The organism is Empedobacter sp. GD03865 (genome assembly GCF_029840775.1).
Taxonomy (GTDB): domain Bacteria; phylum Bacteroidota; class Bacteroidia; order Flavobacteriales; family Weeksellaceae; genus Empedobacter; species Empedobacter falsenii_B.
In genome coordinates, this window is the sequence record NZ_JAOCDF010000037.1 from 1 (window position 1) to 18,657 (window position 18,657).

14 protein-coding genes are annotated in these 18,657 nt (G+C 32.7%); 4 read left to right on the forward strand and 10 right to left on the reverse strand.

From position 1 onward, the window contains the following. Positions 1–1,075: 1,075 nt before the first annotated feature. From N5D46_RS12625 to N5D46_RS12655, 7 genes are all read right to left on the reverse strand, one after another. On the reverse strand, positions 1,076–2,209 hold the full coding sequence (locus N5D46_RS12625; protein ID WP_280050140.1) for a M20/M25/M40 family metallo-hydrolase: 1,134 nt from the start codon (positions 2,207–2,209) through the stop codon (positions 1,076–1,078). 39 nt (positions 2,210–2,248) lie between these two features. Continuing rightward, positions 2,249–2,929: an NAD-dependent deacylase gene (locus N5D46_RS12630; RefSeq protein WP_280050141.1), complete on the reverse strand. Its 681-nt coding sequence runs from the start codon at positions 2,927–2,929 to the stop codon at positions 2,249–2,251. Positions 2,930–3,426: 497 nt separating this feature from the next. After that, complete coding sequence (locus tag N5D46_RS12635; protein ID WP_038336967.1) at positions 3,427–5,229, reverse strand: acyl-CoA dehydrogenase family protein; 1,803 nt, start codon at positions 5,227–5,229, stop codon at positions 3,427–3,429. Positions 5,230–5,309: 80 nt separating this feature from the next. After that, positions 5,310–6,491, reverse strand: coding sequence for an acetyl-CoA C-acyltransferase (locus tag N5D46_RS12640; protein ID WP_125350257.1), 1,182 nt, complete (start codon positions 6,489–6,491; stop codon positions 5,310–5,312). Between the two features lie 54 nt (positions 6,492–6,545). Then, complete coding sequence (locus N5D46_RS12645) at positions 6,546–6,896, reverse strand: four helix bundle protein (protein WP_114999168.1); 351 nt, start codon at positions 6,894–6,896, stop codon at positions 6,546–6,548. 39 nt (positions 6,897–6,935) lie between these two features. Continuing rightward, positions 6,936–9,335, reverse strand: coding sequence for a 3-hydroxyacyl-CoA dehydrogenase/enoyl-CoA hydratase family protein (locus N5D46_RS12650; protein WP_280050142.1), 2,400 nt, complete (start codon positions 9,333–9,335; stop codon positions 6,936–6,938). Then, a complete protein-coding gene (locus N5D46_RS12655) occupies positions 9,319–9,780 on the reverse strand; it encodes a MarR family transcriptional regulator (RefSeq protein WP_125350256.1) in 462 nt (153 codons plus the stop codon). The genes N5D46_RS12650 and N5D46_RS12655 overlap by 17 nt, the downstream gene beginning before the upstream one ends. 325 nt (positions 9,781–10,105) lie before the next feature. On the opposite strand from N5D46_RS12655, the gene N5D46_RS12660 reads away from it, so the two are divergent. Together N5D46_RS12660 and N5D46_RS12665 are read left to right on the forward strand one after the other, a co-directional pair. Beyond that, the gene (locus N5D46_RS12660) at positions 10,106–12,055 is read left to right on the forward strand and encodes a KUP/HAK/KT family potassium transporter (protein ID WP_221854639.1); all 1,950 of its coding nucleotides are present in this window, start codon (positions 10,106–10,108) and stop codon (positions 12,053–12,055) included. A gap of 129 nt (positions 12,056–12,184) precedes the next feature. Beyond that, positions 12,185–12,511 carry a YegP family protein gene (locus N5D46_RS12665; protein ID WP_125350254.1) on the forward strand — a complete coding sequence of 109 codons (327 nt, stop codon included), beginning with the start codon at positions 12,185–12,187 and terminating at the stop codon, positions 12,509–12,511. Positions 12,512–12,620: 109 nt separating this feature from the next. Here N5D46_RS12665 and N5D46_RS12670 read toward each other — a convergent pair whose 3' ends face one another. After that, entirely contained in the window at positions 12,621–13,085 is a 465-nt protein-coding gene (locus N5D46_RS12670; RefSeq protein ID WP_125350253.1) for a DNA starvation/stationary phase protection protein, read from the reverse strand. Positions 13,086–13,337: 252 nt separating this feature from the next. Here N5D46_RS12670 and N5D46_RS12675 point away from each other — a divergent pair, with 252 nt between their 5' ends. Further along, a complete protein-coding gene (locus N5D46_RS12675; protein ID WP_280037607.1) occupies positions 13,338–13,874 on the forward strand; it encodes a hypothetical protein in 537 nt (178 codons plus the stop codon). A 48-nt stretch (positions 13,875–13,922) separates the two neighbouring features. Here N5D46_RS12675 and uvrA read toward each other — a convergent pair whose 3' ends face one another. Together uvrA and N5D46_RS12685 are read right to left on the reverse strand one after the other, a co-directional pair. Next, the gene (uvrA, locus tag N5D46_RS12680) at positions 13,923–16,748 is read right to left on the reverse strand and encodes an excinuclease ABC subunit UvrA (protein ID WP_280050143.1); all 2,826 of its coding nucleotides are present in this window, start codon (positions 16,746–16,748) and stop codon (positions 13,923–13,925) included. Between the two features lie 86 nt (positions 16,749–16,834). Next, positions 16,835–17,872 (reverse strand): GyrI-like domain-containing protein, encoded by a 1,038-nt coding sequence (locus N5D46_RS12685; protein ID WP_219034942.1) that lies wholly within the window; start codon positions 17,870–17,872, stop codon positions 16,835–16,837. 104 nt (positions 17,873–17,976) lie between these two features. On the opposite strand from N5D46_RS12685, the gene N5D46_RS12690 reads away from it, so the two are divergent. Then, positions 17,977–18,567, forward strand: coding sequence for a DUF937 domain-containing protein (locus N5D46_RS12690; protein WP_180905983.1), 591 nt, complete (start codon positions 17,977–17,979; stop codon positions 18,565–18,567). The last annotated feature ends 90 nt before the right edge of the window (positions 18,568–18,657 follow it).

The following is an 18,657-nucleotide window of genomic DNA, read 5'->3' on the forward strand; positions in this document are numbered from 1 at the left end:
AAACTGATGACCAAAATAAAATATAAGGCAGATAAAGCAGGAATTGAGCTTATAACAGCTTAAAAATATAATTTTTGAGGGTGATTGTACACCCGTAAGGTGAGGTTGATAATAAACACTCACTAAATATAAACAACATATATAACGCAAGGGCCAATTTTTTTTTCATCTACAGATACTTGCTAGATACTCCCAACATAAAGGCAGGATGAAGGCAACATAGTGGCAGTAGAATGTATGTAAAAGATTTTTGTAGTTCAGGGGTTGTAATAATTGCCAAGTTGTTTTTTATACAAAAAAATGTTTAGTGGAAAACAAAAGGATATCATTTTTAAAGTTTCAATGAATTTAAACTCGTCTTTTGAGCAATGATAATCTTTAAATCTCATTTAAAAAAGTAGATTTTAGTGTTGTACTATGTAATATTTATAATGTATTAAGTAAAATGCATTATGTATTTGTGAGAGGCTGGAATTTTCAAGGCTTCGAAATAACACAAAATCACTTTTTGAATACAAATATAAAATGAAGTAGATTACCAAAATAACCTTTGAGAATCATTTAAATCGTAAGAACACATGACCAAAAACAGTATTTTCACTTGATATTCAGCACAATGACCAAGACGATTCAAACCTCTAAAATAAGTATCATTTGATGCTATTCTGAAATAAACTCAGAATGATAAAATCCGTAAAACGTTAAGCGTAGAACGTAAAACTTAATAAAACCTATGTTTCTATTGTGGTTAGAATATTCATTTTTTATTCGGTATTCTTCTTGATGGGGCACAACAACGATGTAAAATTAACCCTTAGACAAGCAAATTAACTAGAAGTGACGAATAATGAACCTAATTGGTTATCCATTAACCTAAATGGAGGTTGTATGCACTAAAATGCATTTTTTCTGTATCGGTTGTGTATCCTCGCTGTATCGATTCCGTATCCATTGTATATCCATTGCGTATGGTTTGTTCGGTGCTCGTGTATCGAAAGGTTGATTACCATTTAGACAAAAAAAGTAACTATTCAACTAAAAAAGTCAATTTATTACATAAATGAGACGCAACAATTTATTTCTTCAAAATCTTAAAACTATGTTGATTCGAATTTATTTTAACGAAATAAACGCCAGAAGTAAGATGTTCTAAATTTATCTGCGAAACAGCTGTTCGAAACTTCTTTTCATAGACCTGTATTCCTGTTTCGTTATATATAGAAATTGTAGGTTGCTTTAAAATCTGCGAAAAATGAAGGTTTCTCTTTACTGGATTTGGGTACACTTGCAAAGTTGAAATAGTATGATCTGTTGTAGTCAACTTCTCTTGCGCTTGAGAAAAATGCAATAAAGTCGCCAAAGCTCCTTTCGCTACTTCTGTCAAATAATTCAAATCTAAATTATCGATTATATCTTGAGCAGTATGTGCATAAGGCGTTTCATTTTTTTCAAAAAGTCCAGTTATAGGATAACCAACTGCCTGAAAAGGCATATAATCGGAACTATAAGCATTCGAAATTTCAGTTTTTAGAGTTGTATACAATGGAAAAATATTCGCCATTTGATTGGTTAATTCAGCTGAAATAGCATTATTAGATGTTGGATTACTTTCATCTTGCTCACAAACAATTGTCGAATTTACCTTATTCGCCACTCCTCCTACCTCATCAATATTCAGAACAGCTTTAATTTTTAAATTCTGAGGAACTGCAATTTGATTGACATACGCCTGACTTCCGATTAAACCTCGTTCTTCCCCTGTAAAATGAATAAATTTTATCGAATAATCTGTTTCGATATCTTTTATTAATCGAGCAATTTCTAATAAAGTAACTGTTCCCGAGCCATTATCATTCGCTCCAGGTCCATTTAATGTATCATAATGGCCATCGATGATAATAAATTCGTCAGGATATTTTTTACCAATTTTGGTCACAATCAAATTATTCCCAACATTACCATATACATTAACCGATTGTTGTTCTATAGAGGTATAACCATAAGCCGTATAATAAGTTTTCAACCATGTAAATGCATTTTCGTGAGCAGAAGATCCAACAGTTTTAATTCCGAAATCTTGAAACTTTTGCAATTTCTGATGCACAGAATCGTATTTCACTTGCTCGACAACTGATTGATAAAACGGATTCAGCTCTTGCGCAGCCGCATTGATAGAAAAAACAAATAATGGTAGAAATATATACTTCATATCATTTAAAATAATTAACCAACATTAAAACGTAAAAGATTATAAATTATTCAAAATTGTTTTTAATTCTTCGATACTTTCTGTTGCTTTTTTCTTGATATGCGTAATAGATGAATTGGTATAGGTATCTGATGGATCGATATAGATAATTGGGACATTTGTTTTTGCATAATCTTTGAGCGAAGCAGCTGGATACACTTGCATCGATGTTCCAATAATTACCAAAATATCTGCCTTTAAAACCTCATCAATCGCATTTTCTATTTCTGGAACCATTTCGCCGAACCACACAATATGCGGACGAAGTTGATTTCCGTCTTTCGCCAAATCCCCAAGTTTGATATCTTCATTCCAATCAATAATTAGATTTTCGTCTTTTTCGCTTCGCGCTTTTCTCAATTCGCCATGCAAATGAATTATTTTAGACGAACCTGCTCTTTCGTGTAAATCATCAACATTTTGGGTAATAATAGAAACTTCAAAATCTTGTTCTAATTCTTTCAGAAAAAAATGAGTCGCATTGGGTTCAACATCGAATAATTGTTTTCGGCGTTGATTGTAGAATTCTTGAACCAATTTAGGATTTCTTTGATAACCTTCAATCGAAGCAACTTCCATAATATCATGATTTTCCCACAAACCGTTGGCATCTCGAAAAGTTGAAATTCCGCTCTCTGCACTAATTCCAGCTCCCGTTAAAACGACTAACTTCTTTTTCATTTCGAATGTATTAATTGAAGTAAATATAACTTTATAAAACAACAAAACTCCATTTATAGAAATGGAGTTTCGGTTTTATTTTATTTTTTTTAATTCATCTAATTTGACTAGACACATAATACTAAATGTTGCAAACATGGTCAACGTAAGAATTGCTGCATTAATTATCATAAGCTTTGTTTTAATTGGGTTATTAATTTGAATTAAAGTTACTTCAAATCATTTCTTCCGAAAAGTATTTCATTAAGAAATAACGACTTAACTCACTTATTTTTAATGAATAAACATTAACTTCAAGACATAAAAAAACCTCAATTGGGAACAACTGAGGTCTTTCTCTACTAAAACTTAAGTACCATGAAAACTCAACTAACTTATATAAAGACTAGTACTTGCCTTAGATTTATCAAACGATATACCAAATTAAATTTCAATATGTTAAAAATAAAAAGCAGCCAATAAATTGACTGCTTTAAATAATTTGTATTAAAATATACTTAGAAAGTGTATTTATTTTCTTTGATTAAAAGATCTGCAATTTCAGTTTTTAAGTTAACTACGTTTGGATATTCGTTGTAACGTGTAAATCTTCTTAAACCAGATAACATCATGCGTTGCTCATCTCCTTCTGTGAAAGAAACAATTCCGCGCGTCGCTTCTGTTTTGATAATTTCTACCGATTTGAATAATTGTAATTGAACTAATTTTTCTGCATTCTTCGCTGCATCAGCACCTTTTACATTTGCAATTTTTTCTGCACGTAACATCGCCGATTCTACCATATAAATTTCTTGCATAATACGAGAAGCCGCAATAATCAATTGTTGGTGTTGCTCTAATTCCGCACCAAATTTTTGCAAAGCAGAACCTGCAACCATAAAGAACGCTTTCTTAAGATTTGCAATAATTTCTTTTTCTTGCGCAAATAATTCTGAATAATCTGGAACATCAAAAGAAGGAATAGACATTAATTCGTTCGCCACATTCATTGCAGGAGACATTAAATCTAATTTTCCTTTGAATGCACGTTTTACTAACATCGAAACACATAATAAGGTATTGATTTCGTTTGTTCCTTCGTAAATTCTAGAAATACGTGCATCTCTCCAAGCTGCTTCCATTGGCATTTCTTTCGAATATCCCATTCCTCCGTAAATCTGAATTCCTTGATCCGCAGAAATTTGAGCAGCATCAGAAATCCAAACTTTTAAAATAGAAGCTTCGATTGCATACTCTTCGATACCTTTTAATTCCGCTTCATTATGAGGCATTCCTTTTGCCATGTTATCTTCGATTGCATCTTGTACATCTTTCGCTGCACGATACGCACCAGCTTCTGAAGTAAACGCAGAAACAGCCATATCAGCTAATTTCTCTTTAATCGCACCAAATGTATTGATTGATGTATTGAATTGTTTACGTTCTGAAGAATATTGTAACGAATAATCTAAAATACGACGTTGCGCATCTAAACATGCTGCTCCTAATTTGATACGACCAACATTCAAGGCATTCATCGCAATTTTGAATCCTCCGTCTCTTTCTCCTAAAAGATTTTCAACCGGAACACGAACTTCATTAAAGAAAACTTGACGTGTTGATGAAGAAACAATTCCTAATTTATCTTCTTCTTCTCCTAATGAGAATCCAGCACCAGCTTTATCTTTTTCTACAATGAAACCTGTGATATTTTTATCATCATCAATACGTGCAAAAACAATGAATAAATCAGCAAAACCTGCATTTGTAATCCACATTTTTTGACCTGTGATGATATATTCTTTACCATCTTCTGATAAAACAGCTTTTGTTTTTCCTGAATTTGCATCAGAACCTGCTTCCGGCTCTGTTAAACAGTAAGATGCAAACCACTCTCCTGTTGCTAATTTTGGTAAATATTTTTGTTTTTGCTCTTCTGTTCCGTACAATAAAATTGGCATTGTTCCAATTCCAGTATGTGCTCCAAAAGCTGTTGCTAACGAACCTGTTGCTCCTGAAATATAGTCACACACTAACATTGTTGTAACGAATCCCATTCCCATTCCGCCATATTCTTCTGGAACAGAAATTCCTAATAAACCTAATTCACCAATTTTACGCATTAATTCTTCAATCAACGCATAATCTTTTTTCTCAATTTGGTGTTTCTTAGGCACTACTTCTTTATCGATAAACTCTTTTGCAGATTGCAAAATCATTTGTTGTTCTTCTGATAAATCTTCGTAAGTGAAAATATCATTGTAAGAGGCATCTTTAATTAAATATTGACCTCCGATTAATCTATTTGGATTTGTAGACATATTTTTATGTTTTGATGTATTATTGTATCATGTATTAAGTAAAATGTACCATACTTAATACATTTTACTTATTACAATTTTTATTTTAGATATTCGAAAATTGAAGCAGCTCCTTGTCCTGTACCAACACACATGGTTACCATTCCATATTTTGCTTTACGCGCTTCCATTTCATGTAACAATTGCACGGTTAATTTCGTACCCGAACATCCAAGTGGATGCCCTAAAGCAATTGCACCTCCGTTTACATTGACGATATCAGGATTAAGATTCAACTCGCGCATAATTGCAACTGATTGAGAAGCGAACGCTTCATTCAATTCGATTAACTGAATATCTTCTAATTTCATTCCTGCTTGTTCTAATGCTTTTGGAATTGCAAATAAAGGTCCAATTCCCATAATACGAGGTGCTAAACCTACCGTAGAATATGCAACTAAGCGTGCAACTGGCTCAAGACCTAATTCTTTCACCATATCTTCTGACATTACCATAACGAAAGCTGCTCCGTCCGACATTTGAGAAGAGTTACCTGCTGTAACTGAACCTCCTTGCGCAAAAACAGGACGTAATTTTGCTAAACCTTCGATAGATGTATCCGCACGTGGACCTTCGTCTACTTTGAAATCAATTTTCTTTGTTTGAACTTTTTCTTTATCATCTAAGAAATTAAATTCAACATCAATCGGAACGATTTGAGATGCAAATTTTCCTTCAGCATTTGCTTTTAATGCTTTTTGATGCGAATTGAATGCAAATAAATCTTGATCCTCACGAGACACTTTAAATTCTTTTGCAACTTCTTCCGCTGTTAATCCCATTCCCCAATAATAATCTGGATGATCTTTCGCTAAATCTGTTTCTGGAATTGGTTTGTAACCTCCCATCGGGATATACGACATCGATTCTGCACCACCAGCAATGATACATTCTGCCATTCCTGTTCTAATTTTAGCAGCCGCCAAAGCAATTGCTTCTGATCCTGAAGCACAATAACGATTTACTGTAACACCTGGAACTTTGTCTGTGTCTAATCCCATTAATGAGATAAGACGTGCCATATTCAATCCTTGTTCTGCCTCTGGCATTGCACATCCAACGATTAGATCGTCGATACGTGTTGGATCTAAAGTTGGATAATCTTGCATTAAGCGCTTGATTACTGTAGCTGCCATTTCATCTGGACGTGTAAAACGCAATGTTCCTTTTGGCGCTTTTCCTACAGCTGTTCTATATCCTGTAACTATATATGCTTGTTTCATTTTTTTAAAGTATTATTAGATTGTACAATGTAAAATGTATGATGTACAAAGTATTTAATTATAGTTCTGAATTAATTTGACCAACATATTCTGTATATGTTTTAAATCTTTTAATAAATTATCCGAAATCTCTACTTGAATAAATTCTAAATCTCTTGCTAAAATAATTTGACATTCCAATTCGAAAGACGAACCTAAAGCTATATTGAGAAAATTAATAAATTGAGCATTCGAATTTCGACCAGCACCTTCTGCAATATTTGAAGCTATCGATACGCAAGCTCTTCTTGATTGAGAGGTCAAACCATAAATCTCACTTTTAGGATAATTTGAAGTAATCTCATAAAACCTTTTCGTAAAATTCATTGTTTTTTGCCAAACGATTAACTCTTTAAAATCATGCATAAATACTTTTTACATGTTACTTTTTACTTAATACAAATATTAATTACGCAACGGTTTACCTGTTTTTAACATATGCTGAATACGCTCTAATGTTTTTCTTTCTCCACAAAGAGATAAGAATGTTTCGCGCTCTAAGTCTAACAAGTATTGTTCTGAAACATAAGTTGATTCAGACAAATTACCACCTGTCATTACATATCCTAATTTATTCGCAATTAAACGATCATGATCCGAAGCAAAACGTCCAGCAACCATAGAATCTGTTCCAACATAGAACATTCCCATTGCTTCTTTTCCTAACACTTCTACTTTACGTTGAATTGGTTGTGTATAACCTGCTTCTGCCATAATAATTGCATGTTTCTTCGCTTCTGCAATTTGACGTTCGGCATTTACTACAACAATATCTTGCTCACGAATAATTCCCATATTCTTCGCTTCATAAGCTGAAGTTGCCACTTTCGCAGTTGCGATATTCATGAAATTATCACGTAAATGATTTACTTTTACATCATCTTTTAAAGCGAATTCAGTTGCACGGCGCGCAAATTCTTTCGAACCTCCACCACCTGGGATTAATCCAACTCCAACCTCAACCAAACCAATGTAAGTTTCGGCAGCAGCTACAATTTTATCCGCATGCATTGACATTTCGCAACCTCCACCAAGCGTCATTCCGTGAGGAGCAACAACAACTGGAATAGATGAATAACGAACACGCATCATTGTATCTTGGAACATTTTGATTGCCATATTCAATTCCCACCAATCTTGTTCTGCAGCCATCATCATAATCATGGCTAAATTAGCTCCAACAGAGAAATTGTCTCCTTGGTTCCCAATTACAACTCCACGATAATCTTTTTCTGCTAACTCGATTCCTTTATTGATTCCTTGTAAAACTCCTCCTCCAAGAGAATTCATTTTAGAACGGAACTCAATATTGATGATTCCATCTCCTAAATCTTGAATAGATATTTCTTGGTTTGACCAGATTTCATTTGTTTTTCTGATGTTATCTAAAATAATAAATGCATCTTGACCTGGAATTAATTCGAATTGTTTTGATGATTGATTATAGAATAATTTCTTACCATTTTCGATTTTATAAAAAGAATCTGCACCTGAAGCAGCTAATTCTTTTACCCAATCCGAAACCTTGAAACCTTCTGATTCTACTAATTGAATTCCGTTTTGTAACCCAACCAAGTCCCATGTTTCAAATGGACCATATTTCCAAGCGTAACCTGTTTTTAAAGCGTCATCAATTGGATAAAGTACATCTGTAATTTCTGGAACACGTTGAGAAACGTAAGCGAATAATGAAGCAAAATGTTTGCGAATCAATTCTCCAGCCTTACCAGAATCTTTCAATAAAATACCTAATTTATTACGCATAGATCCTGCATTTTTAGCAGTTTCTACAGTTGTAACTTTTGCACGTTCCATTGGACGATACTCTAACGTATCAAGATTTAAGGCAAAACGATTGGTATTCCCTTCTTTATCAATTTCTTTATAATAGAAACCTTTTTTCGCTTTATCTCCTAAGAATTTATTTTCGATTAAGAAATCCAAGAATTTTGAATCTTTCAAACCTTGGATCATTTCGTCATTTGGCGCATTTTGCTGTAAACCTTTTGTTACATTATATGCTGTATCCAAACCAACCAAATCACCCAATTTGAATGTTCCCGTTTTTGGACGACCCAAAATAGAACCTGTCAAAGTATCAACTTCTTCAATCGTTAATCCAATTTCTTGCGCCAATTCCATCACTTTCGCCATCGAGTAAACTCCTACTCTATTCCCGATAAAACCTGGCGTATCTTTACATAAAACTGGTGTTTTACCTAAAAATAAAGATGCATAGTTTTGGAAAAACTCAACAACAGATTTATCTGTTTGAGGAGTTGGGATAATTTCGAATAATTTTAAGTAACGTGGCGGATTGAAGAAATGCGTTCCGCAGAAATGTTTCTGAAAATCATCTGAACGACCTTCAGCCATCAAATGAATTGGAATACCAGAAGTATTAGAAGTGACTAAAGTTCCTGGTTTACGGAAGTTATCTACACGCTCAAAAATAGATTGTTTAATATCCAATCTTTCGATCACAACCTCTATTACCCAATCCGAGTTTTTAATCTTCTCGAAATCATCATCAAAATTCCCTACAGTTATACGAGAAGCAAATGCTTTGTCATAAATTGGTGAAGGATTGCTTTTTAAAGCAGCATCTAAGTGAGTTTGAGCAGTTCTGTTACGAACTACTTTACTCTCTAAAGTAAGTCCTTTCGCTTGCTCTTGTGGTGTAAGCTCGCGAGGAACCATATCTAACATCAAGACTTCGACTCCGATATTTGCAAAATGACATGCAATACCAGAACCCATCACTCCTGATCCTAATACAGTTACGTGTTTAACGTGTCTTCTCATAATTGTTTTTAAATATTTTTTTGTCCGATATTAATTGGTTAATCTTATAAATCACTTCCAAGAAAATTTGCATTTTCTCTGGTTCGATGTGATTATTAATTGATTCATTAAATTGCAAAACAAAATGTTTTGAAATATCTCTCATTCTTAATCCTTCTTCAGTCAAAGTGATCAACACACTTCTCCCATCTTCTGGATTTGGTTTTCGAACGATAAAATTTCTTGCTTCTAAGTTTTTTAATGTTCTCGACAAGCTTGTTGGCTCTATTCCCATCTTTGGTCCTAGCGACGTACTTGGCGTACCTCCTTTCGGATCTATTGATAATAATGTAAAGGCATACACCATTGTAGAATCGTAAGCAACTGCTTGCTCATTATACATTTTCTGAACTGACAACCATGTTGAACGCAATAAATAATCTATCGTTAAATCTTCTCTTAACATATTTTAGTGTATGTCTAACAAATATAATCTTTTTTTATTATGCAAGCATAACAAAGTTTTAAAATTTAATTTTGTTTAACAAATAATGATTCAATTTACTATTTATCAATGAAATGTAACTTTAAATTATGATTAATAAAATAAATAGTATGATTAAATAATACTTAAATTTATTCCATTATTAAAAAATTGACTGTAGTAGTGTAAAAATACGTCATATTTAGTATCGAAAATAAATATAATGTTGGTTTTATATTATAAATAAATAAGATTGTTTAATCTCTTTTCAACGGCATACATTCGTAGAAATTTTAAAATACTGCTTATGGAATCAAACCATACGATGAACAAAGTAACAGCGGCAACGCTATTAATCGCATTTGGAATCATTTACGGTGATATTGGAACAAGTCCTTTATATGTAATGAAAGCGATAATTGGCGAGAATCGCGTGATTGAAGAGAGCATTGTCTACGGAGGCGTATCATGTGTTTTTTGGACTTTGTGTTTTCAGACTTCTATCAAATATGTATGGTTGACACTAAAAGCGGATAATGATGGCGAAGGAGGAATTTTTTCTTTGTATTCATTAATCAAGAAAAAAGGTAAAAACCTAATTATTCCAACCATCATTGGAGCTTCTGCTTTGCTCGCCGATGGAATTATCACCCCCCCCGTTTCCGTCTCTTCTGCTGTTGAAGGACTACGAATGCTAAACGGACTCGAAAATCTACCTACTATACCTATTGTCATCTTTATCCTTTCGATGTTATTTTTCTTCCAACGATTTGGAACAAATAAAGTAGGAAAAATATTTGGACCATTTATGGTTTTATGGTTTACAATGCTTCTAGGCTTAGGAGTTTTACATATCGTACATCATCCAAGTATCATCAAAGCATTAAACCCTTATTACGCGTATAACTTGTTAATGAATTATCCTCACGGATTCTGGATTCTTGGCGCTGTATTCTTATGTACAACAGGTGCAGAGGCATTATACTCCGATTTAGGACATTGTGGTCGAAAAAACATTAGAATTAGTTGGTTGTACGTTAAAATTTGTTTAGTAACAAACTATTTAGGACAAGCAGCTTGGTTAATGCATCAAGACAATCCTATGTTAGATGGTAGAAATCCTTTCTACGAAATGATGCCAGATTGGTTCTTGATCCCTGGAATTTGTATTGCCACAGGTGCAGCTATTATTGCGTCTCAAGCTTTGATTACAGGATCTTTTACATTAATCAATGAAGCGATCAACTTAGGTTTTTGGCCAAGAACATTAATTATTCAACCAAACGAACACAAAAGCCAAGTTTATATTCCTACAATCAATTTTATGTTATGGGCTGGCTGTGTCTTTATTGTTTTATATTTCCGAGATTCGTCCCATATGGAAGCCGCCTACGGTCTTGCCATAACGGTTACCATGTTAATGACGACTTTCTTGTTATCCTATTACCTTAATTATTATACAAAATTCAACAAAGTATTTATTGTGGCAATTTTGTCGATATTCGTAGCGATAGAATCTTCTTTCTTCGTAGCAAATGTTGTCAAATTTGTTGATGGTGGCTATTTAGCATTATTAATGGGATGGTTGTTCTTTGTAATAATGTATTGTAGTTTTTACGGAAAAATCCTTAATTCACGAAACTTAGAATTCGTTAAAATAAAGCGCTACGCAAATGTATTAACAGAATTGAGCGAAGATAAAACAATCAATAAATACTCTACTTTCTTATTTTACTTAACGAAATCTACGAATCCAAAAAATATCGAAAAATATAGCATTCAATCTATTTTATCAAAACGCCCAAAACGTGCAGATGTCTATTGGTTTGTAAACATTAACCGAGATAGTGAACCCTATACGTTGAGTTATAAAATATTGCCAATTGTCGATCAAAAAATATATCGAATTACATTTAATGTAGGATTTAGAGTTCAGCCAAAAACAGAACAATATATCAAAAAAGTAATCAACGATATGTATGCAAATGGAGAATTAGAGTTAAAATATCTGAGTACCTGTTTGAAAAAATACAATCAAGATCCTGACATGAAATTTGTTTTGATTGAGAAATTTCCTTCAATTGAAACTAAATTAAGTATGAAAGAATTTTTCACGCTAAAAGTTTATTATTTATTAAAGAAAATAGAATTCAACATTCCGAAATCTTTTGGTCTAGAAAAGAACGACGTTGTTATAGAACACATTCCTCTTTATATGCACAAACATAATATTGACGATTTAAAAAGAATTCAATAAAAAAATAGAAATCCTGAAATAATTTTTCAGGATTTTTTTTTGTCAATATTTTATAGATTGATAATTATCAAATAATTTTTATAAATTTATATCAATCAACAAAATAAAATATTTATAAAAAATTAAATTATGTTCGAAATTTATCAAGACAAAGCAGGAGAATATCGTTTTCGTTTGAAAGCTAAAAATGGACAAAATATTTTGGCAAGCGAAGGTTATAAACAAAAAGCAAGCTGCGAAAACGGAATTGAATCTGTTCGCAAAAATTCGCAAGATGATTCTAAATACGAATTAAAAGAAGGTGCTTCTGGTAAATGGCATTTCAATTTAAAGGCAACAAATGGACAAGTAATTGGGACAAGCCAATCGTACGAAACTGAATCTGGCGCTAAAAATGGAATTGCTTCTGTAAAAACAAATGCTGCTGATGCAGAAATAAAAGAAGTAGGAGGTTAATTACAAACCGTCATAAAAAGCTGAAGCCTTGGATAAATCCAAGGCTCAACCTAATTAACACTAATATGAATTAACACTAAAAACTTATGAAGTAAAATAATGTTCAACTTTATTTTAGATGCGATCTAAGCATCCAAGCAGTTTTTTGATGTTGTTCTAATAAACCAACTAAGAAATCCGAAGTTGATATATCATGAAACTCATCAATTTCTACTACAGCCTGCGCCAAAAAGTTAATAATAACTTCGTGATCGTGTAGTAAATCAGCAATAAAACTTAAACTATCTTTGTTTTCTGTTTTTCTTGTTTCTGATAAATGAGCTAACTGCAAATACTCTGCCATAGTTGCTGGTGCATAAACATCTTTTTGACGAATTTTTTCTGCAACATCATCTATAACAATTTGTAACTCGTTATATAACGATTCAAAATACACATGTATTGTCTGAAAATCAGGACCTTCTACATTCCAATGTGCATTTCTTGTTTTTAAGTATAAAATATGTTCATCAGCTAATAATTTAATTAAAATATCAGCGATTTTTTGTTTTTTTTCTGGCGATAATAATTTCATATGATTAAATTTTATATTGTCTATTTGATTAACTTTACTAATGCAAATATAGAACCAGAAAACGAATGAATTATAGATTTATCAAATCTTATTTCTATTCTTTTATAATTAAAAACTATGAACGACTCGAATTAACTTAAAATAAATAATAATGTTTACTTAAAAACAGAATTACTATTTTTGATAAGGCAAATTTATAGTGGTTTTTTCAATTAGAGCCATTTTTAAAAGTTAAAAATTAATTAAATTTCTATGAAAAAGTTTCTTTTATTTATCATTTCTTTAACCCTAAGCAATACTGCTTTTTCTCAAATTAATCAAAATCAAACGCTTAATAATAATTGGCGTTTTGGAGGTGGTTTGGGACTATCTTTTGGGAATAACAGTTATTTTGGGTTTAATATTTCTCCAAGTGTTGGATATATGGTTGCAAACAATTTAGAATTGGGTGCGACAGCAGGTTATCAGTATGCGAAAGATGACTATGTAAAGCAAAATTTGTTTAATGTTGGTCCTTACATTAACTTTTTTCCAATCGAAAACATTTTCTTGAGAGCCAATTATATGTACTACACAGGAAAACAAAAGTACAACGATCGTACGCCATATTACAACAGTATTTATGAAACTGACATGGACGAATCTGCGTTATGGTTGGGAGCTGGATATCAATCGAGTGGACCAGTAAGATTTCAAGCTGGTGTGATGTACAATGTTTTATATAAAGAAAACGAAAGTATATTTTCTTCAGGATTACAACCTTTTATGGGTGTTTCAATCGGATTATAAGTCATAAAAAAAAGTCCATCTAACAATTGTTAGATGGACTTTTTTTATTTATTTCAATTCGTCTTTTAAGAATTTTCCTGTTACACTTTTCGGATTCTTAATGATTTCTTCTGGCGTTCCTTCTGCCACAATTTTTCCACCTTTACTCCCTCCGTCTGGACCAATATCAATCACATAATCAGCTAATTTTATCACATCCAAATTATGTTCGATAATGATAACAGTATTTCCAAATTCTACAATTTTATTGATTACTTTCATCAACACATTTACATCTTCAAAATGCAAACCTGTTGTGGGTTCATCTAAAATATAAATTGTTTTTCCTGTTTGTTTTTTGGCTAATTCTGTTGCTAATTTCACACGTTGCGCCTCTCCTCCACTCAATGTTGTAGACTGCTGACCAAGCGTGATGTAACCCAAACCTACATCTTGCAACATTTTGACATAACGATATATTTTCGGAATTGCTTCAAAGAATTCTACCGCTTCATTTACCGTCATTTCTAACACATCCGAAATCGATTTTCCTTTGTAGCGAACCTCCAACGTTTCGCGGTTAAAACGTTTACCATTACATGTTTCACATTCGACATGAATATCTGGTAAAAAATTCATTTCAATCACACGCAAACCTGCTCCCTGACAAGTTTCACAACGTCCACCTTTTACATTAAATGAAAAACGTCCAGGCTTGTAACCTCTAATTTTGGCTTCAGGTAAATTTGTAAACAACGTACGAATATCAGAGAAAATTCCCGTATAAGTTGCAGGATTAGAACGAGGAGTACGACCAATTGGCGATTGATCCACTTCGATTACTTTATCCAAATGTTCTAAACCTTCGATTTTTTTGTAAGGCATCGGATCTTTTTCTGCTCGAAAGAAATGTTGATTCAGAATTCTGTACAACGTTTCATTAATCAACGTTGATTTTCCAGAACCTGAAACACCCGAAACTACAACCAACTCTCCTAAAGGAATGGTAAGATTTACATTTTTCAGGTTGTTTCCAGATGCTCCAAAAAGTTTCAATTCTAATCCATTACCTTTTCTTCGTTCTTTTGGAACTTCGATTTGTAACTGATTGTTTAAGTATTTTGATGTTAATGTATTTGATTTTAACATTTGTTCTGGTTCACCTTCCCAAACAATTTGACCACCATTTTTTCCTGCTTTTGGTCCAACATCAACCACATAATCTGATTCCAAAATCATGTCTTTATCATGTTCTACAACCAAAACTGAATTTCCGATATCGCGTAATTTCTTTAACGAATCTATCAATCTGACATTATCGCGTTGATGCAAACCAATACTTGGCTCATCTAAAATATACAACACATTCACCAATTGAGAACCAATTTGCGTTGCCAAACGAATTCGCTGTGCCTCGCCTCCAGAAAGTGTTCTAGAAGAACGATTAAGGCTCAAATAATCCAATCCTACATCCAATAAAAAGGATAAACGCGTATAAATTTCTTTCAGGATCTCGTGCGCAATTTGTTGTTGATTCGACGTCATCGAAACTGGTGCATTTTCAATCCATTTTTGTAACGATTGAAGATCCATTTCCGCAACTTCACCAATATTTTTATCATCGATACGAAAGAAAAGTGATTCTTTTTTAAGACGTTTCCCTTCGCAACTTGGACAAATAACTTTCTTTCCAAACTTTTTGCTAATCGAACTTGAAGACGGATTATTTTTATCTTCCATAATTTCAGAAAGAAATTCATTCAATCCTTCAAAATCGATTTTATATGTTTTTTTAACTGATGCAAATTTAAGATCAACATTTAAGGTTTCTTTCAAACCATTCATCACATCATCAATCAATGCTTGAGGAAGTTTTTTGAACGCTACTTTTTCGTCTACATTATGTTTGACAAAAATCGCTTCCAATTGTTTTTCTATTCGAGAAGATGATTTTAACGTCTCAAATAATTCTTCCAAATTATCAAACAACGATTTATCTTGATCTTGAAATAATTTTTCGTGATTTACCACTTTCAACTCACCTAAACCTGTACACGTCGGACAAGCACCTTTTGGTGAATTGAACGAAAATGTATTCGGTTCTGGCAACGCATATGACATTCCTGTCGACGGACACATCAACGAACGAGAAAAGAATTTCGTTTCATTGGTTTCGTAATCCAAAATCATCGTAATCCCATTACCTTGTTGCATTGCATGATCGATACTTGAACGCAAACGTTGATCATTCACCTTATCATTCAACAACATTTTGTCCACCATCAATTCGATATCATGCGTTTTGTAACGATCTAACATCATTCCAGGCGTAATATCTTGCAACTTGCCATCAATGCGCATTTCAAGAAAACCTTTTTTAGAATATGTTACAAAAACTTCTCGATAATGACCTTTTCTTGAACGTACAATTGGCGCTAAAATCGCAATTTTCTTCTCGCTGTATTGTGTTCGAATCAACTCAATAATTTGCTCTTCTGTGTAAGCAACCATTTGTTCGTTTGTTTCGACTGAAAAAGCCGTAGAAGCACGCGCATACAACAAACGAAGAAAATCATAAATTTCTGTAATTGTACCAACAGTGGAACGCGGATTTTTATTGGTCGTTTTTTGCTCAATTGCAATAACAGGCGACAAACCATCAATTTTATCAACATCTGGACGTTCTAAACCTCCCAAAAATTGACGTGCATAAGCCGAAAAAGTTTCGATATAACGACGTTGTCCTTCTGCATAAATCGTATCAAAAGCCAACGAAGATTTCCCACTTCCACTTAAACCCGTAATTACCACAAGTTCATTTCTAGGAATCTTTACATCAATATTTTTTAGATTATGTTCACGTGCACCGTAAACTTCAATAAAATCTTTGTCCATGTTCGTTTGTAAGAAGTTGCAAAAATACAAAAAAAGCCACATTACTGTGGCTAAGTGTACTTTAAAAATTGTTAATTCTTAAGTATTTATTGTTTTTTAATTGGTATATAAATTCGAGAAATTAGTTTTAAACTATCTGTTTCCTTCGGATCATTTAACATAATTTCTAATTGTTTTGTATCCAATTGTAATTTTTTAGATTTTGCATAATTCTTCATTTTCTCGATTGTTTGCGCACGTTTAGAACGAGGTCCTAAATGCAATGTTAACAAATAATCTCCACCAGGAACAACCACTTTTTTCATCTCTTTTTGTAAAGGCAAATCTTCTATTAATTGTATTCCAGCAAAAAATGTTGTCTTATCTTTTTCTTTATCAAAATCAGTAAAGTAGACATATGGAAAACCTAAATCGAAATCAAAACCACCTTCATCTTTATTCATTAACGATTTATAAATCACCTCAAAAGCGCCATCCACTTTATCCATTATATCTTTTTCCGCTAAACTTGATTGTTTACGAATCGCTAATAAATTTGTTCGACCTAATTCTACAATTCGATATTCACCATAATTCAATCGTCCTTCTTTTTGATCCTTATCTAATCTAACTTTCACTTTTTGATTTAGGTTATCCAAAGATTTTTCAAATTTAGATTCAGGATTTTTGAAAAAAGCAAAATAGCGGTAGAAATAAGGAATTTCTTGACTTAAATAATTCAATTTTGCAGTTGTTTTCCCATTTTCTTGTTGTTCAAATTTGACATTCAAACTATCTAATTTTTCCCAACCATCATATTTTATCGTATAATTAACGAAACGATTAATCGAAAAATTTTCAATCGTTACTTTTCCTGAAGCAATTGAAGCATCTTCTGAATCCCATATCATATAATTTTCGTCCTCTTCTTTTGTATTCGAAAATTTCTTGATTGTCAAAGAATCCGAAGCTGTAAATTGTTGCCATTTCGAGAATTGACGAAGATTATAAAATTCGTCGTACACCAAACCAACAGGTGCATCAAATTCATATTGCATTTCTTCGTCGAAACGATTCGGTAAAACGATTGGTAATAAAGCCAAAACCGCAATAATGATTACTAAAAAAAGATTTATTTGTTTCATTTACAAAATTGATTGTACAAAAATAGAAATACTTTGTAGGACTCTTAATATTAATCTGAATTAATCTTTTAAAAATAGTATATTTGAGTAAATAATATAAACTTATGGACTTTACTAATTTAATTCAAGGAGCAATGGGACAACAAATTGTTGGTTCTGCTGCAAAACAATTAGGGATTAATGAATCTCAAGCTCAAACTGCTGTTGCAGCAGCTGTACCTTTTTTATTGTCTGCTTTAAATAAAAATGCACAAGGCGGAGGTGCTGAAGGAATTTCGAATGCTTTGAATCAACATGACGGGAGTATTTTGGATAATCTTTCTGGATTTTTAGGTCAAGGAGGAAACCAACAAGATGGATTAGGAATTTTAGGTCACGTTTTAGGAAATAAACAACAAAATGTAGAATCTGCAATTTCTCAACAATCTGGATTGAATACAGCACAAGTTACTCAAATTTTAGCGTTAGTTGCGCCAATTGTAATGGGCTACTTGGGTAAACAAAAACAATCTGCTGGATTAGATTCAAATGGGATTGCTGGTTTATTAGGCGGTTTAGTTGGTGGTTCTACAACTCAAACAAACCAAAGCGGAGTAAATTTAGGAGGTTTCGAAAAATTGTTAGATCAGGATGGTGATGGACAATTAGGAATTGGAGATGCCATGAGTTTATTGGGTGGATTTTTCAAAAAATAAGTCTTGTCTTAAACTGAATAAAAATACAAAATTTATTAAGCAGGAAATTTTCCTGCTTTTTTTGTTTCAAAAATTATCAACCTATATATT